The following is a 16,536-nucleotide window of genomic DNA, read 5'->3' as shown; positions in this document are numbered from 1 at the left end:
GACGCTCGCACTGTAAATGCAAAACTGAGATGCTCCCCATCCCACAAACTTGTGGAAGTTATTTAATTCTCATTCCTCAACTGCCAACTGCCAACTGTCAACTGCCAACTCCCAACTGACAACTGACTTCATTTCAAAAACTCAATCAACTGCTGCAACTTCAACCAAGATTCACCGCTAAATAAAATCTCCTTAGCCAGAGAAACTCCTGCGGCGTGAGAACCCATAGGAATTGCACCTCCCACCTGAAAAGCCAAAGACGCATTCAAAGCTACAACATCCATTTGTGCGGGCGTACCTTTGCCTTGCAAAATGTTCCGCAAAATCTCGGCGTTTTCCTGAACATTTCCGCCTTTTAACGAGCCGATCGCACTTGGTGTCAATCCTACCTTTTGGGGGTCTAAAGTAGTGAGTTCCACTTTGCCATCAGACAAAACCGCCAAATCAGTCACATCTCCCAAACCCGCCTCGTCCAATTTTTCTCTGCCGTGAACGACTACAGCTAACTCAGTCCCCAACTCGCCCAAAGCTTGAGCAATAGTTGATACCAGACTAGGATCGAACACCCCGATTATCTGCCCTGTAGGGCGCATAGGATTGACGAGGGGCCCTAATAGGTTAAAAATAGTCCGCACCTTCAAAGTGCGCCGGAGCGACGCTACAGCCTTAAGTGCGGGATGCCACCCAGGGGCAAATAAAAAGGTGATGCCCACGGAGTCTACCGCAGATCTCACCTTCGCGGGATCGGCGTTGAGGTTGACTCCCAGTGCTTCCAACACGTCAGCAGAACCCACTTTGCTCGATGCCGATCGATTTCCGTGTTTCGCGACTCGAACTTTGCCGGCGGCGGCCACAAAAGCTACAGCAGTGGAAATGTTAAACGTGGAAGCGCCGTCGCCGCCTGTGCCGCAAGTATCAATTAATTTGAGATTGGAGATTGAGGAGTTGGGATTGACAACGCTCTGTGACTCGCCTGCAAGCGACTGAGAATGCAATACCTGAGCCATTCCTACCAATTCTTGGGCAGAGATACCTTTGGCTTGGATGGCCGCTAAAATTGCTCCTGAGAGGACGGGGGGAATAGCTTCTGCTAGCCATCCCTGCATCAAGTCGGCTGCTTGGGCGCGTGAGAGAGATTGTCTGTCTAATAGTTGTTGCAGGAGGGCTGGCCACACAGGAGAATCCGCCGTCTGGGTTGAAGCAGGGGATAACTCTGGCGTTGCTAGTAGAGGAGAATCTTTGACAACTCCCCTGCCTAAAGGCGAGGGGATTCTTGGTTCATGGGGACTACTCATGTAGCTTGCCCTCCCCAAAATTCACTGCGATGTGCCCCACCGCTGTATATCCACGCTGCAAAACCACTTGGGCGGCTGCAACATCTCGATTCGTTTCATAGCCACACTCAGGACATTTATGCACCCTTTGAGACAGTTCCTTTTTACCTGTATGGGTTTGGCACTTTGGGCAGGTCTGGCTAGTACCATGAGCATCTACCTTGGCGAAGTACACACCTCGCTTAAAGCAGATATGACTCAAAATGTTGAGAAACTGCCCAAACCCCGCATCTAGGGTATGCTTACACAGCATCCCGGCTGACATGGCTTTGAGATTCAAGTCCTCGGCAAAGACGGTCTCGGCTCCATCGCACAAATGATGAGCGGTCTTAAAGTGAAAATCTTTCCGAGAATTCGAGATGTACTCGTGGTGTTTGGCAATTTGATGGTGAAGCTGACGAAATTTCCTAGAGCCTTTCTTCTTCCGTTTCAGTTGACGTTGCAGCGATTTCAGCTTGCGTTGTCCACCCACAAAGAATCGAGGTCTATCAATCAATTCACCATCAGACGTTGCCAAAAAATGTTCTAGCCCTAAATCAATCCCCAATCCATGCCCTGATGCCGAGACTTGAGGCACTTCAACATCACATTGTAAAGTGAGCATGGCCCAGTAGCCAGATGCCCGTTTCACAACGCGAATTTGCTTGACCTCAAAGCCTTCAGGGATTGGGCGCGATAGGTGCATTTTGACGCTTCCAATCTTGGGCAAGTTGACCCAATGGATGCCATTAAAGCACTTAACAGATTCTAGATTCAATTGAGGAAACACTACGGAGCGCATCCGCTTTTTGAATCTAGGAAAGCCGTGCCCGCGATCCCACCTTGCTACAAACGCCGCCTCTAACTGGCGCAACACTTGCTGCAAGACATGGGTGTGAGGGAGCTTCAATTCGGGGATTGACTTCTTTGCCAATGCCAGTGTTTTGCACTGCCGGGCAAAGGTTGGACGAGGTGCATCGGCAGGGATGATGTATTCCTGTTTGATGCTGCACGAGTTGATATCACACTTGCGAGAATTGATCCAATCCTTCCGTTCCCGCAACGCAAAGTTATAGACCTTGCGACAGATGTTCAGCCACTGGTCGAATGTTTCGCGTTGCGCGTTGGTGGGAATGAGCTTGTACTCGTAGGTTAGATTCAACATACAACCATTATACAGCGACTCTGAATAAATAGGAGCTTCTTTATTCAGACTCCTCACTGAAGACATCTTCATTGAAAGTCCCCCTAGAAGGGGGAGGCTTGTACCCATTTCTCTGGTCATTTATTAGTTTCTAGTCAAATTTAGCTCGATCGAGCTTTGCGGCAAAACCGAGAATCGATCGGGATTTTACCAGACTTGCCGACCACATTTTGCGCGATCGGCCCCAGATTTTTGCCCAAATGCCAGCACCGCTACAGAATTTTTCCGCCCGCAGCAGCAGAATATGAATTTTTTGATACAACAATTACCCTATTGTTGTGCCAACTTTACATACAAACCCCCGATCGTACAACTGCCAGCAGTCTGCTGTATTATTTATCAGCAATAATACTTAACAGTAACTCAGAGTACCCAAAGACCGATAAAAGTTTCCGACAGGAGTTGTGAAGAGCAAAAAATTTTAGACATTAGGAGAGCCCCAGATTCATCTGTGGAGTCAACTTTAATCTAAAATCTAAAATCTAAGATCGACTGACAGCAAGGACAGCGAGCATTTAGCTCTTGCAGGCGGGTTAGTTGCTTCGGGTAAGAGTCGATCGCACTCTCACCCAAATCCTAAAAATAGAGTCTTGCGGTTGTAGAAGTCGCTGCCTTTTATTATTGTAACAACATCCTTGCTACTAACTTATTTCAGGGTATTAAACTGCTAATATATTCAGGGAGATTTCAAGCAAGGAGCGGGTTTTGATCGAACACCTGCACCGCAGGTCGATCTATTGGCCAATGCGATAGTGATAGCCAGTCAAGCATCAAATAAATACCGGATCGAGTAAACTTTATGCAGCAATCACTAATAACTAACAGCCCCGTATGACAGATGAATAAACACACTCGTATCCGGCTGCGAAACACCATCTTTAGCCTAAATAACGGCTCAAAATTAACAGGCGGTAGACCAAAAATATTCAACTCACACACAAGAGCAGGGTATTCACAAGTGGGAAATCAAAAATTAGGAAATAAAGCGATAGAATGCCTGAATGTCGCGGAGGCACTGCACCAAATGGAAGCAAAATATTATAGTATGTTTGAAAATGCTGTGTCTGGTATTTTTCAAACAACCCAATCCGGTCGCTACATCAGCGCTAACCCAGCTTTGGCTCGAATCTACGGATATAATTCCGCCGAGGAATTAATGGGGTGTCTGACTGATATCAGCCATCAGCTTTACGTCAATCCCGATCGCCGCGATCAGTTTGTTTATGCTTTGCAAGAACAGGGCATCGTATCGGATTTTGAGTCGCAGATTTATCGCCGAGACGGAACAATAATTTGGATCGCTGAGAATGCGCGGGCTGTCTGCGATGAAGCAGGTAAATTGCTCTACTACGAAGGTTTTGTAGAAGATATCACCCAGCGCAAGCAAGCAGAATCTGGACTTCGAGAAAGCGAAGAACGCCTGCGCTTAATAATTGAAGGCGTTAAGGATTACGCTATATTCATGTTAGATCCTGATGGGTATGTAGCTAGCTGGAATTCAGGTGCAGAACGCATTTTGGGATACAGAGCTCATGAAATAGTCGGCAATAATGCGGAGTGTTTTTTCACGAAAGAAGATATTGAAATCGGCAAGCCCCAAGAAAAATTAATCAGGGCGGTGGCCGAAGGTAGATACGAAAATGAAGGCTGGCGGCTTCGCAAAGACGGAACGCGATTTTGGGCAAATATTATTGTTACTCCTTTGCGCGATGAAAGGGGAAAGTTGCAGGGCTTTTCTCAAGTAATGCAGGATATTACTGAGCAAAAGCGGGCGGCTGAGGAAAAAATGCAGTTGATTGCTTCTTTGCAGGCGTCGGAAAAAAAGTTTCGCACTTTGTACGAATCGACGACTGATGCGGTAATGCTGCTAGACGAAGAGGGTTTTTTGGATTGCAATCCGGCTACTTTAAAGTTATTTGGATGCAGCGCTGAGTCGGAGTTTTGTGGCAAGCATCCTGCCGAATTTAGCCCGCCATTGCAACCGGACGGACAAGATTCTATGAGTCTTTCTCAAGAGCGAATTAATACGGCTCTGCGATCGGGAAATTGCCGCTTTGACTGGCGGCACTGCCGTTTGGATGGTTCTGAGTTTCCGGCGGAGGTGCTGCTAACTTCTATGGATATCGGTGGCAAAATAGGGGTGCAAGCCGTGGTGCGCGATATCACTTATCGAGTGCAGGCTGAGGAAGCGCTGAAGCAGGCTAATGAGGTATTGGAATGGCGGGTTAAAGAGCGGACAAGTCAGTTGGAAGAGGCTATTAAAAAGTTGAGCTTATCGGAAGAAAAGTTTTCTAAGGCTTTTCGCTCTAGTCCAGATCCGATGATTATTACTACTTTTGATGAGGGTCGTTTTATTGAAGTTAATGATAGTTTTCTGTCGATGACTGGTTACGATTTAGAAGAAACGACCTGGAATACAGTACCGGGGTTAAATATTTGGGTAAGGTCTGAAGACCGACTTAATTTTAGACAAATTTTGCACGAACAAGGTGTTGTTCGCAATCAGGAATGCGAGTTTCGGATGAAGTCGGGATCGGTGGTGGTGTGTTTGCTGTCAGCGGAATTGATTAATTTGGACGGCGAACTCTGTATGCTGGCGGTGATGACGGATATTACCGATCGCAAACACGCCGAAGAAGCCCTACGGGAAAGCCAGCGGGCCTTGGCGACGCTGATGAGCAATTTGCCGGGAATGGCCTACCGTTTTCGCAACGATGCCGATCGCAGTATGGAATTTGTCAGCGAAGGTTGCTATCAGTTAGCCGGCTATTCTCCTGAAGAATTTATCGGCACTCGGGAAGTTTCTATATCGGATTTGACTCACCCGGACGATCGCGAGAATTTGTGGAATGCCGTGCAAGTTGCCTTACAAGAAAACCGGCCCTATCAGCTAAATTACCGAATTACTACTAAAAATGGCGAATTAAAATGGGTTTGGGAGCAAGGTTTGGGAGTGTTTTCGGCCTCTGGAGAATTGATAGCTTTGGAAGGGTTAATTACTGATATTTCCGAGCAGAAACGCAGTGAAGAAGCTTTACTGCGATCGCAAACAGAGTTAACCAAACAAAAACTTCAACTCGAAAATACTTTGCACGAATTGCAGCAAACTCAAGCTCAATTGATTCACACTGAGAAAATGTCTACTCTCGGTCAAATGGTAGCCGGTGTTGCTCACGAAATTAACAATCCCGTTAGCAGCGTCTGCGGCAATCTCGTCCACGTCGGCCATTACACGGAAGATTTGCTGAATTTGCTCGATATGTACCAGAAGCACTGCCCGCAGCCGCCTGCAGCAATTCAAGATCAAATTAAGGATATCGAATTAGAGTTTCTGCTAGAAGATTTGCCGAAAGCGATGTCTTCGATGCAGGTTGGGGCCGATCGCATTCGGGAAATCGTGCGATCGCTCAGAAATTTCTCTCGCAAAGACGATTCTCAAATGAGCAAAGTTAACCTGCACGAAGGGATTGAAGGAACGTTGCTGATTCTGCAAAGTCGCCTGAAAGCCAGAGGCAACTATCCCGAAATTGCGGTAATTAAGGACTATGGAAATTTGCCTTTGGTTGAGTGTTATGCCGGGAAAATCAATCAGGTATTTATGAATTTGATCGGAAATGCGATCGACGCGATCGAGGAATACAACGAAGGGCGTTCAGTTGCCGAAGTCAAAGCTAACCGCAGCAAGATTAAAATTAGGACAGAAGTCCAAAACTCCAATGCTGTAATTAGGATTTCTGACAACGGCCCCGGTATGCCAGAAGAAGTTTCCCAACAGTTATTCGAGGCTTTTTTTACCACCAAACCCGCCGGCAAAGGCACCGGTTTGGGCCTGTCCATTTCCTACAAAGTTATCGAAGAACACGGTGGCAAACTTAGCTGCGTGTCTGCACTCGGCCACGGAGCCGAGTTTATCATAGAATTGCCGATCGAACAACCGTAGTCAGCAGTCATTAGTCATTAGTCATTAGTCAGTAGTCAGTAGTCAGTAGTCAGTAGTCAGTAGTCAGTAATCAGTAGTCATTAGTCATTAATCATTAGTCAGCAGTCAGCAGTCAGTAGTCATTAGTCATTAGTCATTAATCATTAATCATTAATCATTAGTCAGCAGTCAGTAGTCCTTGGTTATTACTAAAAATCACCAACTAACAACTGACAACTGTCAACTGTCAACTGTCAACTGTCAACTACCAACTGCCAACTACCAACTGCCAACTACCAACTAACTACTGACACCTTTCCCAATAAATTCGAGCCACCTTATCCCCCGGATTTTGCCCCAAACAATCCGCAAAAAGTCCCGCAGCTTCCCTAAAATTATTCATATTGTACAAAGACAAAGCCTCAGTAAATATTTCCCTAGTCCCTAACTTCCCCGCTTTAACTTCCGGCAAATCCGCATCAAAAACTTCATAAACAGTCACCCATTCAGACTTACCCTTAACCTGAACTTTATCAATTACCCGAATAGCATAATCAGCAGGATTTGTCAAGCGATCGAATGTCTGCTGAGTAATTAACAGCGACACCCCGTAATTCTTCGTCAAACTTTCAATCCGAGAAGCCAAATTAACCGCATCGCTAATCACAGTACCGTCCATCCGGCTTTTTCCGCCCACTATACCCAGAATCAAAGAACCAGTATTGATTCCCACCCCAATCTCAACTGGCACATAACCCACAGAAGCGCGATCTCGATTGTATTCAGCAAGAGTATGCAGCATCCCAATTCCCGCTTTCACAGCATCATCCGCCCCCTCGCTAAACAAAGCCATAATTGCATCGCCAATATATTTATCAATAAACCCCTGATTTTCCACAATCAGCGGTTCCATTCGACTCAGAAAAGAATTGATAAATTTGAAATTTTCTTCCGGTGTCATCTGTTCCGAAAGAGTAGTGAAATCGCGGATGTCAGAAAACAACACTGACATTTCCAACTCTACCGCTTCGCCCAATTTAATATCAACAATACTGTCACATCCCAAAAAAGCTAAAAACTGATTGGGTACAAAGCGACTTGTCGCCTCCGCAATTTCTAATTCTGCATCCAGTGAAAGTTCCAAATTGCAATTGACCTCAAAGAGCTCCTCGATGAACTTTTTGCGTTCTGCCTCAGCTTCTTTGCGTTCCGTGATATCTTGAATAGTGTGGATAGCATAAACAATATTTCCTTGTTGATCGTAGATGGGAGTAGCGAAGATTTCTAGGGGAATAATCTTGTCGCCTTGATGAAATTCTGCATCGTCAGCCGTAGCACTTTCCCCATTCAAGGCGCGCACGATGGGCAAATTCTCCGTAGGATACTTTTGATTTGTGCCTGCTTGATAGAGTTGATAAACCTCTGACAATTGCTTGGAACTGGTATCGGGCACAACTCCTTTACCAAATATCTCTTTTGCTTTCCGATTGATGTAGTAAGGTTTGCCGTCCGCATCCAGCACACCTACACCAATCGGCATTGCTTCCAAAAACTGTGTCAAGCGGTTTTCGCTTTCATGGAGTTTAGCAATGAGTACGGTTTGCTGGTTGTTTAACTCGGCCAACTCCTGATTTATTTGCTGGAGTTGGGCATTTTGTTCAGTCAGTTGTTTATCTTGAAGATAACTATTTAGCGCTTCTCTAACCGTCAATTTCAAGTCTTCAGCGTGCCAAGGTTTGGTAATATAACGATATAAGTTTGCAGAGTTGATAGCATTGGCGATCGCCCCAATATCTGCTTGTCCTGTCAGCATAATTTTTATAGTTTTAGGCGAAATTAGATGAGCCTGTTTCAACAGCTCATCTCCCTTCATATCAGGCATAATGTGGTCGGAAATAATTAAAGGAATTTCATCCCCATCCTCTAGCAATTCTTCAATTAACTCTAATGCCTCTTGCCCACCTTCAGCAATTTCGATTATATAATCATTGCCAACAGCCTCTTGCAGTTCTGCTTTGAGGCTCCTGAGTACAGTTTTTTCATCATCGACACAGATAATTACCTGTTGGCTCATAGTTTAGATAAACCAGATTTAATAGTTGCTAGCAAATCGGATTCCAACCAAGGTTTAGATAAGCAACAATGAAGGTTAGCCTGTTTTTTGGCTCGGTCAATTGCTACTTCATCAGCTTGACCTGTTAGCATAATTTTAATAACCTTGGGGTATTCCCTGTGAATTTGAATCAGCAACTCATCTCCCCTGATACCGGGCATTAACCAATCAGAAATAATCACAATAACGCTAATTCCCTCGTCGTTGAGGTCATTAATTACATCTAAAGCCTCCTCAGCATCCTCAGCCCCTTCATAGATGTAGGCATCCCCAAATGCTGCTGCTAGCTGCGTCCTGAGACTGTCTAACACCATTCTCTCGTCGTCAACGCACAAAATAACTGGTTTAGACATCTATTTTTTCTCCTTTTTAATTGTTATTAGTAGCAAAAGTAGTCAAACTAGTAAAGTGTATTAGTAGGCTCCATCTTATTTTAAGATGTCACAAGTCAACGGCTCGCCAAATCCTCTCCCCCTCCCCAGTCGCCGAAACCAAGAAACTTATCTGCGTAGCAGCTTAGCTGAGCATAACGCATCGTACTGCTGTTTTACATCTGTTTCCCGTGGAATCCAAGTTATTGGCATCATAACGCTTTAACTTTTAAAATCCTCCCAGTTGGGTAGATTGCAGGCTGGGTGTAACTGACATCTTGCACCATTCTCGCTTAACAGGCTTTTCGGCCTGTTCCACAAGAGATAAATTTTTTTTGTGGAACAGGCCGAAAAGCCTGTTCATAAAAGGTTTATTGACAATGGTGCAAGATGTGAGGTGTAACCAAGCAAAATCCGACCTACTTACTACCTTATATCGTTTGCGAGGTTTGACCAGGAATTTCAAAGGTGGTACCCGCCACGTGATTTATCGGTGGAATCAATCCCAAATCGAAAATCGAAAATCACTTATTGCCCCCGCATTTATCTCGCGCAAGTCAATCTAAAATCTAAAATCTAAAATCTAAAATCGATTGACCTGCTTATACAGCGATGATTGGCAGAAAAACATTAAATGTAGTTTTGCCCGGAATTGATTCCACTTCAATTTTTCCCTGATGCTTGTCCACAATCTTCTTGACAATATCTAGTCCCAATCCGCTGCCTTCTCCTGCAGGCTTAGTAGTAAAAAACGGGTCAAATATTTTCCCTTTTATCTCTTCTGGTATCCCTTGGCCGCTGTCGCTAATGCTAATCTTAGCCTGGTCATCTTGAGCCGTTAACTCAATTGTTAGCGTGCCTCGATAATCCATTGCTTGCAAAGCATTGTGAATTAAATTCGTCCAAACTTGATTGAGTTCGTCGGGATAGCACAGTAGCGGCGGCATTTCGGCATAGTTTTTGATGACCTCAACTCCCTGTTTGAGGAGATTTTGATACAGGGTTAAGATTGTTTCAATACCTTCTGTAATACTGGCTGCTGTTTTTTCGCCCGACTGTTCGTAGCGGGCATAAGTTTTTAAGGCAAAAACTACTTTTGATGCTCTGTCTGTGGCGGTGTTGATAGTAGCGAGGCCTCTTTTTAATTCTGAAAGTTTGTAGGCGATTTCCAAGAGATGTAAACTATCGGATCTTTGCAACAAAGGGACAAAGGCATCTATTTCATTATAAACGCCCATGATCACTAGGCGATCGGCTACGGTATCGCCATTTTCAATTCCTAATTCTTCCAGTTGGCCTCTCAAAGCTCTCTTCAATTTGCGTTCTTCTTTTGTTGATAAGCTTGTTTCTTGTTGGATGGAACGCTGAAGTAATGCTAAGAAATTCTGCCCTTCTTCTGGGGATAGAGTTTGAAAAAGTGCGGGCAAATCTTCTAGGGTTTGATTCAAGAATTTGGCAACATTTCCGGCTGAGGAACGAATCGCACCCAGGGGAGTGTTAACTTCGTGAGCAACTCCGGCCACAAGTTGTCCTAAAGCTGCCATTTTTTCTGATTGAATCAATCCTTCTTGGGTGGCTTCGAGATTGCTTAAAGCTTGTGATAATTCTTGGGTGCGTTCTTCGACTTTGGCTTCTAAGTTGGCATAGAGTTGGGCATTTTCTATGGAGATGGCAGCTTGGGAGGCTAAGATTTTTAAGACTGCTATTCTGTCAGGAGTAAAGGCATTTGTAACGAGAGTATTTTCTAAGTAAAGAATGGCGATCGCCTTTCCTTGATGTTGAATCGGCAGACACAAAACCGACTTGGGTTGATTCTGGATGATATAAGAGTCAGCAGCAAAGGTAGCCTCAGTCGTCGCATCATTAATTACCAAAGTTTCTTGGGTGCGGGAGACATAGTTAATAATCGCGATCGGAATTTCGTTAGAGTCAACAACGGGACTTGAGTGCAGGTTGCACGATTTACCGATCGCACATTGAGCTGCGACGAAGAAAGAATCTCTTTCTATCAAAATCATAGATCCTTTTTCTGCACCCGCATTCTCAATCATCACTTGCATCAAAGTAGAGAGCAATTTATCGAGGTTGATTTCTCCTGAAAGTGATTGAGATGCTTTGATTACTGTTGCCAAGTCCAGAACTTGTGAAACACCTGAACTGGTACTGGCAACAGTTTCCGCAATCATTTTGGCAAGTGTCTGACCTCTTTTTAAGCTCGTTTTAGGGTGAAAAATAGGCGCAAGTAATTGGAGATAGCGCTTTTCTAAATCCTCAACTTTTGCCTGGGCGCCCCAGCGTGCATAGGCGTAGTAAGCATCAGTTAGGTAGACTTGGGCAATTTTTTCTTTTCCCCAGGCTAAATAGAATTTTGCTGCCAGCTCATTGCTAAGTGCTTCTTCGTTAATGTACTGATTTTCTTTAGCGAGTTTAATAGCGCGATCGTAATAATCCATCGCCTCCATATTTTGACCTAAAACTCGATGTCGTTCTGCTTCCACTAAATACCATTTATGCAAATAATTCATGGGAGCATTTTGCGCCCACTGTTGCAGCGTGGTTTGATGGGTTTCCACCAGGGCAAGAATGGAAGCTTGCTCGGTTTCTGGCTGTGTGGGAAAAAGTGCCAGGTGGGTGAGGGCGGCATAAAAATGGAAAATGGGAACAAAAACCGATCCCGATACTCCCATCAAATACTGTTTGACTTGGGTAATGTTGTCTAGGGCAGCCGTGTAATTGCCATAGCAGTAAGCAAGCAGCAGTTTGAAGATGCAGGCACAGGCGATCGCCGTGAATTCATTATCCTGATAGTGCTTGGGAATCATCACCGTTTCATCGTAGGCGGAGCCTATTAACAAATCCGGCCGAATACGGGTTTCCCTCAAGTTCTGCAGCGTCTGCTGAACCATATCCAAATAAATCTGAGCAGAATATTGTTTCAACTGCGCCATAACAGCCCTGTAACCTGCTATTTCTGGTTCCCAAGTGTCTAGTTCTACCCCAGCGAATAAATGCGTATAAAAATAAATATATATGTTGTAGCCAGCGTCTACAAAGTCGCCAGTTTCCATGCCAGCCGTAAAGCCATCTTTCAGCGTCGGTATCGTTGCCAAAAGAGATTCTTGATGATGCTGAATCCAGCCACCAAATAAAAGTAGAACTGTGGGCTTGAGTTCGGACACATTCAACCTATCGAGTAATGAAAGTGCCAATTTCCCAAAGCCATAGCCCGTTTCCACCTCTTGTAAAAAGGCACACAACACCATCCCGTGCATCGCATAACCCACAGTCGATGCGGGTGCATTCCCAAAAGAGAGCGATAAACTCACCATCGTTGAGCTAAGCAGGGGCAGTAAACCGGGCATTCCCTGGAAAATGGGTGGAAACAACATACCAGACAGTTGCATAGCTGCCTGAGTCTGTGGATTTGTCATCACAGGTAGGTCAACCAATTCCTCAATCTTTCTGCCGCCGAGGAGGGGCGCAAGGGCTTGTAGCGCTTTGCCAATCAAGGCTTCATCTGGTTCGGCAGGGAGTTCAATCCCCAATTGTAAGAGTGCCTCTCTTGCTACGGCGATCGTTTCTAACACCTTGCTCTGGGCTGTCTGAGCTGCAATTTTAATTTCGTAAATTTTAACTCGATCTAAAATTGTTTGGGCTTCTTGCAAAACCAGTGCTGCCATCTGTTCCATACCCTCAATGTCAGCATTCAAATAGGCAGCTTCAGCGGCAGCAATATAGAGATTCAGGGTCAATTCATACTGAACAAGCCAGCAGTTTGCCCTCAAGAGTTCAATCCCTGTTTGCAGATAAATATTTGCCGCAGCATAAGCAGTTGAAGCTTTAGCTTTACGTCCGGCAATTAAATTTAATTGAGCTAGTCGATCTTGCTCAGTCTGAGAGTCAATTAACTCCACCCCCATATTCAACTGGTTGACAATATCAAAAATTTTCTCTTGTATTTCTGCTTCCGTAGGGGCGGTGCCCCCGTGCCCGCCCTTCCTCAATAGCAGTTGCCCAATTTCGAGATGGGTTGACTGTTTCTGGGATTCGGGAATCAGAAAATAGGCTGCTTGCTGCACTCGGTCATGTAAAAACTTGTAGGGAACCGATAACTCCGACGCTTGTGCAACTTCAACTGATTCCGAGTCCTGAAAAAACTTGTAAACTTCAGTAATCGGAATAACTAACCCTTCTTGCAACGCTTTCCACAAATGGGCCGCTGTCTCACTCTGAGATTTTTTATGAACAATGGCCAGGGTTGCTAAGTCAAATTGGTTGCCAATACAAGCTGCAAGTTTCAGAACATTCTGGGTATCTATGGGCAAGTTTTGCAACTGAATCGCCATAAACTCGACCACATCATCGGTAAAAGCTAGCGTCCTAACTTGGGAAATATCGCATTGCCAACCCCCCCTTGCTTCCCTTTGCCAAGGGGGGAGTGGGGGGGTTAAATCAAACTTGATTAACCCATTTTTATTAAGAAACTTGAGAAATTGAGTAGCAAAAAAAGGATTCCCTTTGGTCTTGGTAAAAATTAGTTCTGTCAGAGGAATTGCCCTTTCAGTTGGACAGGAAAGAGTATCGGCAATCAGGCTATTCAGGGAAGTTTGGTCTAGGGGTGCTAAAGTAATTTGGTTGACTGTTGCCGAGTTTTTGCGAATCTCATCCAAGGTCAGGATCAGTGGGTGTGCGGGAAAAACTTCATTATCCCGATACGCTCCCATTAACAACACATAGCGGGTATTCGTCTCGCTCATCAACAATTGCATTAGCTTCAATGAAGCCGAGTCTGCCCACTGCAAATCATCCAAAAAAATTACTAAAGGATGCTCTTTTGTTGCGAACACTCGGATGAAGTTTTGAAATAATAAATTGAAGCGATTTTTAGCGGCTGTCCCCTCTAGTTGGGTGACTTTTTTCTGCTTGCCAATCAGGTGTTCTAATTCAGGAATGACATCAATAATGACTTGACCGTTTTCACCCAAAGCCTCCAATATTTTGACTTTCGCTTTCTGCACCTGGGCCGTACTTTCGGTGAGTAATTGCCGCATCAAATTCTGGAATGCTTGTACCCATGCAGAAAAGGGAATATCACGCTTGAATTGGTCAAATTTTCCTTTGATAAAGTAACCCCGTTGGCGGACAATGGGTTTGTGAACTTCATTCACTACAACGGTTTTACCAATGCCGGAGAAGCCAGCCACTAGCATGATTTCGACTCTCCCTTGCTCCCCGTTGGTAAGGGCGGGGCGACTGATGCGATCGAAGGCTTCTAATAGCGTCTTAACTTCAGTTTCTCTACCGTAGAGTTTTTCGGGAATGACGAAGCGATCGCAAATATCTCTATTCCCCAAGGCAAACTGGCTAATCTTGCTATTTTCTTCCCATTGCTGCCAACAGTTTTCTAAGTCGTATCGCAGTCCAACAGCACTTTGATAGCGTAACTCTGGAGTTTTCTCCATCAATTTCATAATGATATTATTCACCATCAACCCAATAGCTGGAACCCGATTTATTGGGGGAGTGGGAATCTTGGCAATATGACAGTGAACTAACTCCATTGGATCGGTAGAGTTAAAAGGTAATTGCCCTGTCAGTAGTTGGTAAAACGTGACTCCCAGCGAGTAAAAGTCTGTGCGGTAGTCGATACCCCGATTCATTCGTCCCGTCTGTTCTGGGGACATATAAGCTAGGGTTCCTTCTAAGACGTTTGGATTTTGGATTTGTTGGTTTTCTCTGGGTAAAAGAGAGGAAATGCTGAAGTCAATTAATTTAACTTCTTTAGTTTTAGGGTTAATGATAATATTCTGGGGCTTGATATCTTTGTGAATAATTCGGTTGTGATATAATCCTTCTAGGGTTTGGACAATCTGAATCGCGATGGGCATGAATTCATCTAGCGGTAGGGGCGAAGTATGGGGGGAGGAAACCTCAAAATTACTTGATAGGCGATCGCCCAAATTCTTCGCTTCAGCATTAGCAGTATATTCAGCAAGGGAAACACCGCCAACATCCTCCATTACCAGAGCAAAAGCATGGCGGTAGTTTAAGAGTGCAATGGGTTTGACAATTCCCGGAAGGTCAAGATTTTTGGTAATGGTGTACTGATTCCGCAAATGCACCAGTTCGCCCACAGTTGGATACTCGCTCAATAGCAGTTTGATAATTACTTTTTGGTTTGACTCAGAAACTCCTCGATAAACCTGTGTTCTAGAGCCATTGTAGATTTGCTCAATGATGCGATAGCCGGGAATTGTTAAGATATTATCAGTCATTCGATTTTAGATTTTAGATTTTAGATTTTAGATTTTAGAGGCCACCCCACGGATAAATTCGGGCGCGTGAGGATTTTAGATTTTAGATTTTGGATTGATTCCACGAATAAATCATGTGGCGGGTACTATCAAGAAATTCGCTTGTCATGCTGAAGAGGTTAAATAAAGATTCTATAGATGCTACCGGAGCCTGAAAATTATAAATTTGGGAATAGACTAAGAAAACTCTATTGCTTAGGAATGAGAATTAAATAACTTGCATTTTTTGTAGGTTGGGTTGAGGCACGAAACCCAACCCCAAGCTTGATTGTTGGGCGGAGTGAAACGGAGGGTTCGTTCCACGGGCCACACCTACGGAAGTTATTTAATCCACGATCCTTAGCTCGTTTCTCTAACAGGTGATACACATTGTTCAGCCTGCACTAGCTGAAATTTTTAATCGGAAATTCTTGGTTTTTCAAATTTTATATAATCGCCCTGGAATTAGCTAAGTTTTTCACGGTTATTTTAAGATTTCCGACAAGGGCTAAATGATAATCGGTGAAAAGCCGATCGCCCGCAACGTTCCAAAGCTAACTTATGTTTAGCAGTACCATATCCTTTGTTATTTGTCAAGTCATATTCAGGATACTTAACAGCCAAACGTACTATTAATTCATCGCGCCAAACTTTCGCCACAATACTAGCAGCAGCAATCTGAATCGATCGCGCATCACCCTTAATCATCGTCTCTTGCTCGATCGCCAAATTGGGAATCCTTTGATTCCCATCAACCAAACACAAATCCGGCGTCACCTTCAACTTCAAAATCGCCCGTTTCATCGCCAACAAAGAAGCCTGCAAAATATTGAGGCGATCGATCTCCCGCACCGAAGCCGCACCAATTTGACAGTCAACAGCCACAGCCCGGATTTTCACAGCTAAGCGACTCCGGGCTGCGGCACTCAACTGCTTGCTATCTCGCACCCCGCAACTTGCTAATTCATCGAGAACTTCGTCGGGCAAAATGCAGGCGGCAGCCACCACCGGCCCGAACAAAGCGCCTCGTCCGACTTCATCCACACCCGCAATTAGTAGAGTGTTCGAGGGAGAGGGGGAAAGGGGAAGATGGAAAGATGGGAAGAGAGTAAAAATTTCTACTTCTTCCTTCTTCCCTCGAACCTCTGACTTCTTCCTTCTTCCCTCTGACTTCATATCACTCATCCACAACGGCTGACGAGCGGCGGCGGCGACGGCGGTTGATAGCCGGCTCCTCGGGTTCGCTGGGTTCGCTGGGTTGGCTGGGTTCGATCGGCCCCGAAAGTTCGATCGGCCCCGAAAGTTCGATCGTCGGCTCATAGG

General features: G+C 44.9%; 8 protein-coding genes. 1 reads left to right on the top strand and 7 read right to left on the bottom strand.

The window, feature by feature from the left end; genetic code table 11:
- Positions 1-128: 128 nt before the first annotated feature.
- The 3 genes from trpD to QT992_RS08045 all read right to left on the bottom strand — a co-directional run bounded on the left by trpD (position 129) and on the right by QT992_RS08045 (position 2,782).
- Complete coding sequence (gene trpD / locus QT992_RS08055; RefSeq protein ID WP_333321142.1) at positions 129-1,295, bottom strand: anthranilate phosphoribosyltransferase; 1,167 nt, start codon at positions 1,293-1,295, stop codon at positions 129-131.
- Complete coding sequence (locus QT992_RS08050; RefSeq protein WP_333341537.1) at positions 1,288-2,478, bottom strand: transposase; 1,191 nt, start codon at positions 2,476-2,478, stop codon at positions 1,288-1,290. The genes trpD and QT992_RS08050 overlap by 8 nt, the downstream gene beginning before the upstream one ends.
- Before the next feature lie 130 nt (positions 2,479-2,608).
- A complete protein-coding gene (locus tag QT992_RS08045; protein WP_333321141.1) occupies positions 2,609-2,782 on the bottom strand; it encodes a hypothetical protein in 174 nt (57 codons plus the stop codon).
- A 693-nt stretch (positions 2,783-3,475) separates the two neighbouring features.
- Between QT992_RS08045 and QT992_RS08040 the strand changes: the two genes are divergently transcribed.
- On the top strand, positions 3,476-6,457 hold the full coding sequence (locus QT992_RS08040; RefSeq protein ID WP_333321139.1) for a PAS domain S-box protein: 2,982 nt from the start codon (positions 3,476-3,478) through the stop codon (positions 6,455-6,457).
- Between the two features lie 283 nt (positions 6,458-6,740).
- Here QT992_RS08040 and QT992_RS08035 read toward each other — a convergent pair whose 3' ends face one another.
- The 4 genes from QT992_RS08035 to QT992_RS08020 all read right to left on the bottom strand — a co-directional run bounded on the left by QT992_RS08035 (position 6,741) and on the right by QT992_RS08020 (position 16,389).
- Positions 6,741-8,510, bottom strand: a complete 1,770-nt coding sequence (locus QT992_RS08035) for an adenylate/guanylate cyclase domain-containing protein (RefSeq protein WP_333321137.1) — start codon at positions 8,508-8,510, stop codon at positions 6,741-6,743.
- A complete protein-coding gene (locus QT992_RS08030; protein WP_333321135.1) occupies positions 8,507-8,902 on the bottom strand; it encodes a response regulator in 396 nt (131 codons plus the stop codon). Before QT992_RS08030 ends, QT992_RS08035 begins: the two co-directional genes overlap by 4 nt.
- Positions 8,903-9,522: 620 nt before the next feature.
- Positions 9,523-15,195: an AAA family ATPase gene (locus QT992_RS08025; RefSeq protein WP_333376793.1), complete on the bottom strand. Its 5,673-nt coding sequence runs from the start codon at positions 15,193-15,195 to the stop codon at positions 9,523-9,525.
- A gap of 507 nt (positions 15,196-15,702) precedes the next feature.
- Positions 15,703-16,389 carry a ribonuclease HII gene (locus QT992_RS08020; protein ID WP_333376791.1) on the bottom strand — a complete coding sequence of 229 codons (687 nt, stop codon included), beginning with the start codon at positions 16,387-16,389 and terminating at the stop codon, positions 15,703-15,705.
- Between the last annotated feature and the right edge of the window lie 147 nt (positions 16,390-16,536).

The organism is Microcoleus sp. T3_D1 (assembly GCF_036700405.1).
In the GTDB taxonomy this organism is placed as follows: Bacteria; Cyanobacteriota; Cyanobacteriia; order Cyanobacteriales; family Microcoleaceae; genus Microcoleus.
This window is presented reverse-complemented; position numbering and strand designations above follow the sequence as displayed.

Bases quoted from the DNA above. Each gene is read 5' to 3' on its own strand.
- trpD (WP_333321142.1), bottom strand. From the start codon at position 1,295: ATGAGTAGTCCCCATGAACCAAGAATCCCCTCGCCTTTAGGCAGGGGA.
- QT992_RS08050 (WP_333341537.1), bottom strand. From the start codon at position 2,478: ATGTTGAATCTAACCTACGAGTACAAGCTCATTCCCACCAACGCGCAA.
- QT992_RS08035 (WP_333321137.1), bottom strand. From the start codon at position 8,510: ATGAGCCAACAGGTAATTATCTGTGTCGATGATGAAAAAACTGTACTC.
- QT992_RS08030 (WP_333321135.1), bottom strand. From the start codon at position 8,902: ATGTCTAAACCAGTTATTTTGTGCGTTGACGACGAGAGAATGGTGTTA.
- QT992_RS08025 (WP_333376793.1), bottom strand. From the start codon at position 15,195: ATGACTGATAATATCTTAACAATTCCCGGCTATCGCATCATTGAGCAA.
- QT992_RS08020 (WP_333376791.1), bottom strand. From the start codon at position 16,389: ATGAAGTCAGAGGGAAGAAGGAAGAAGTCAGAGGTTCGAGGGAAGAAG.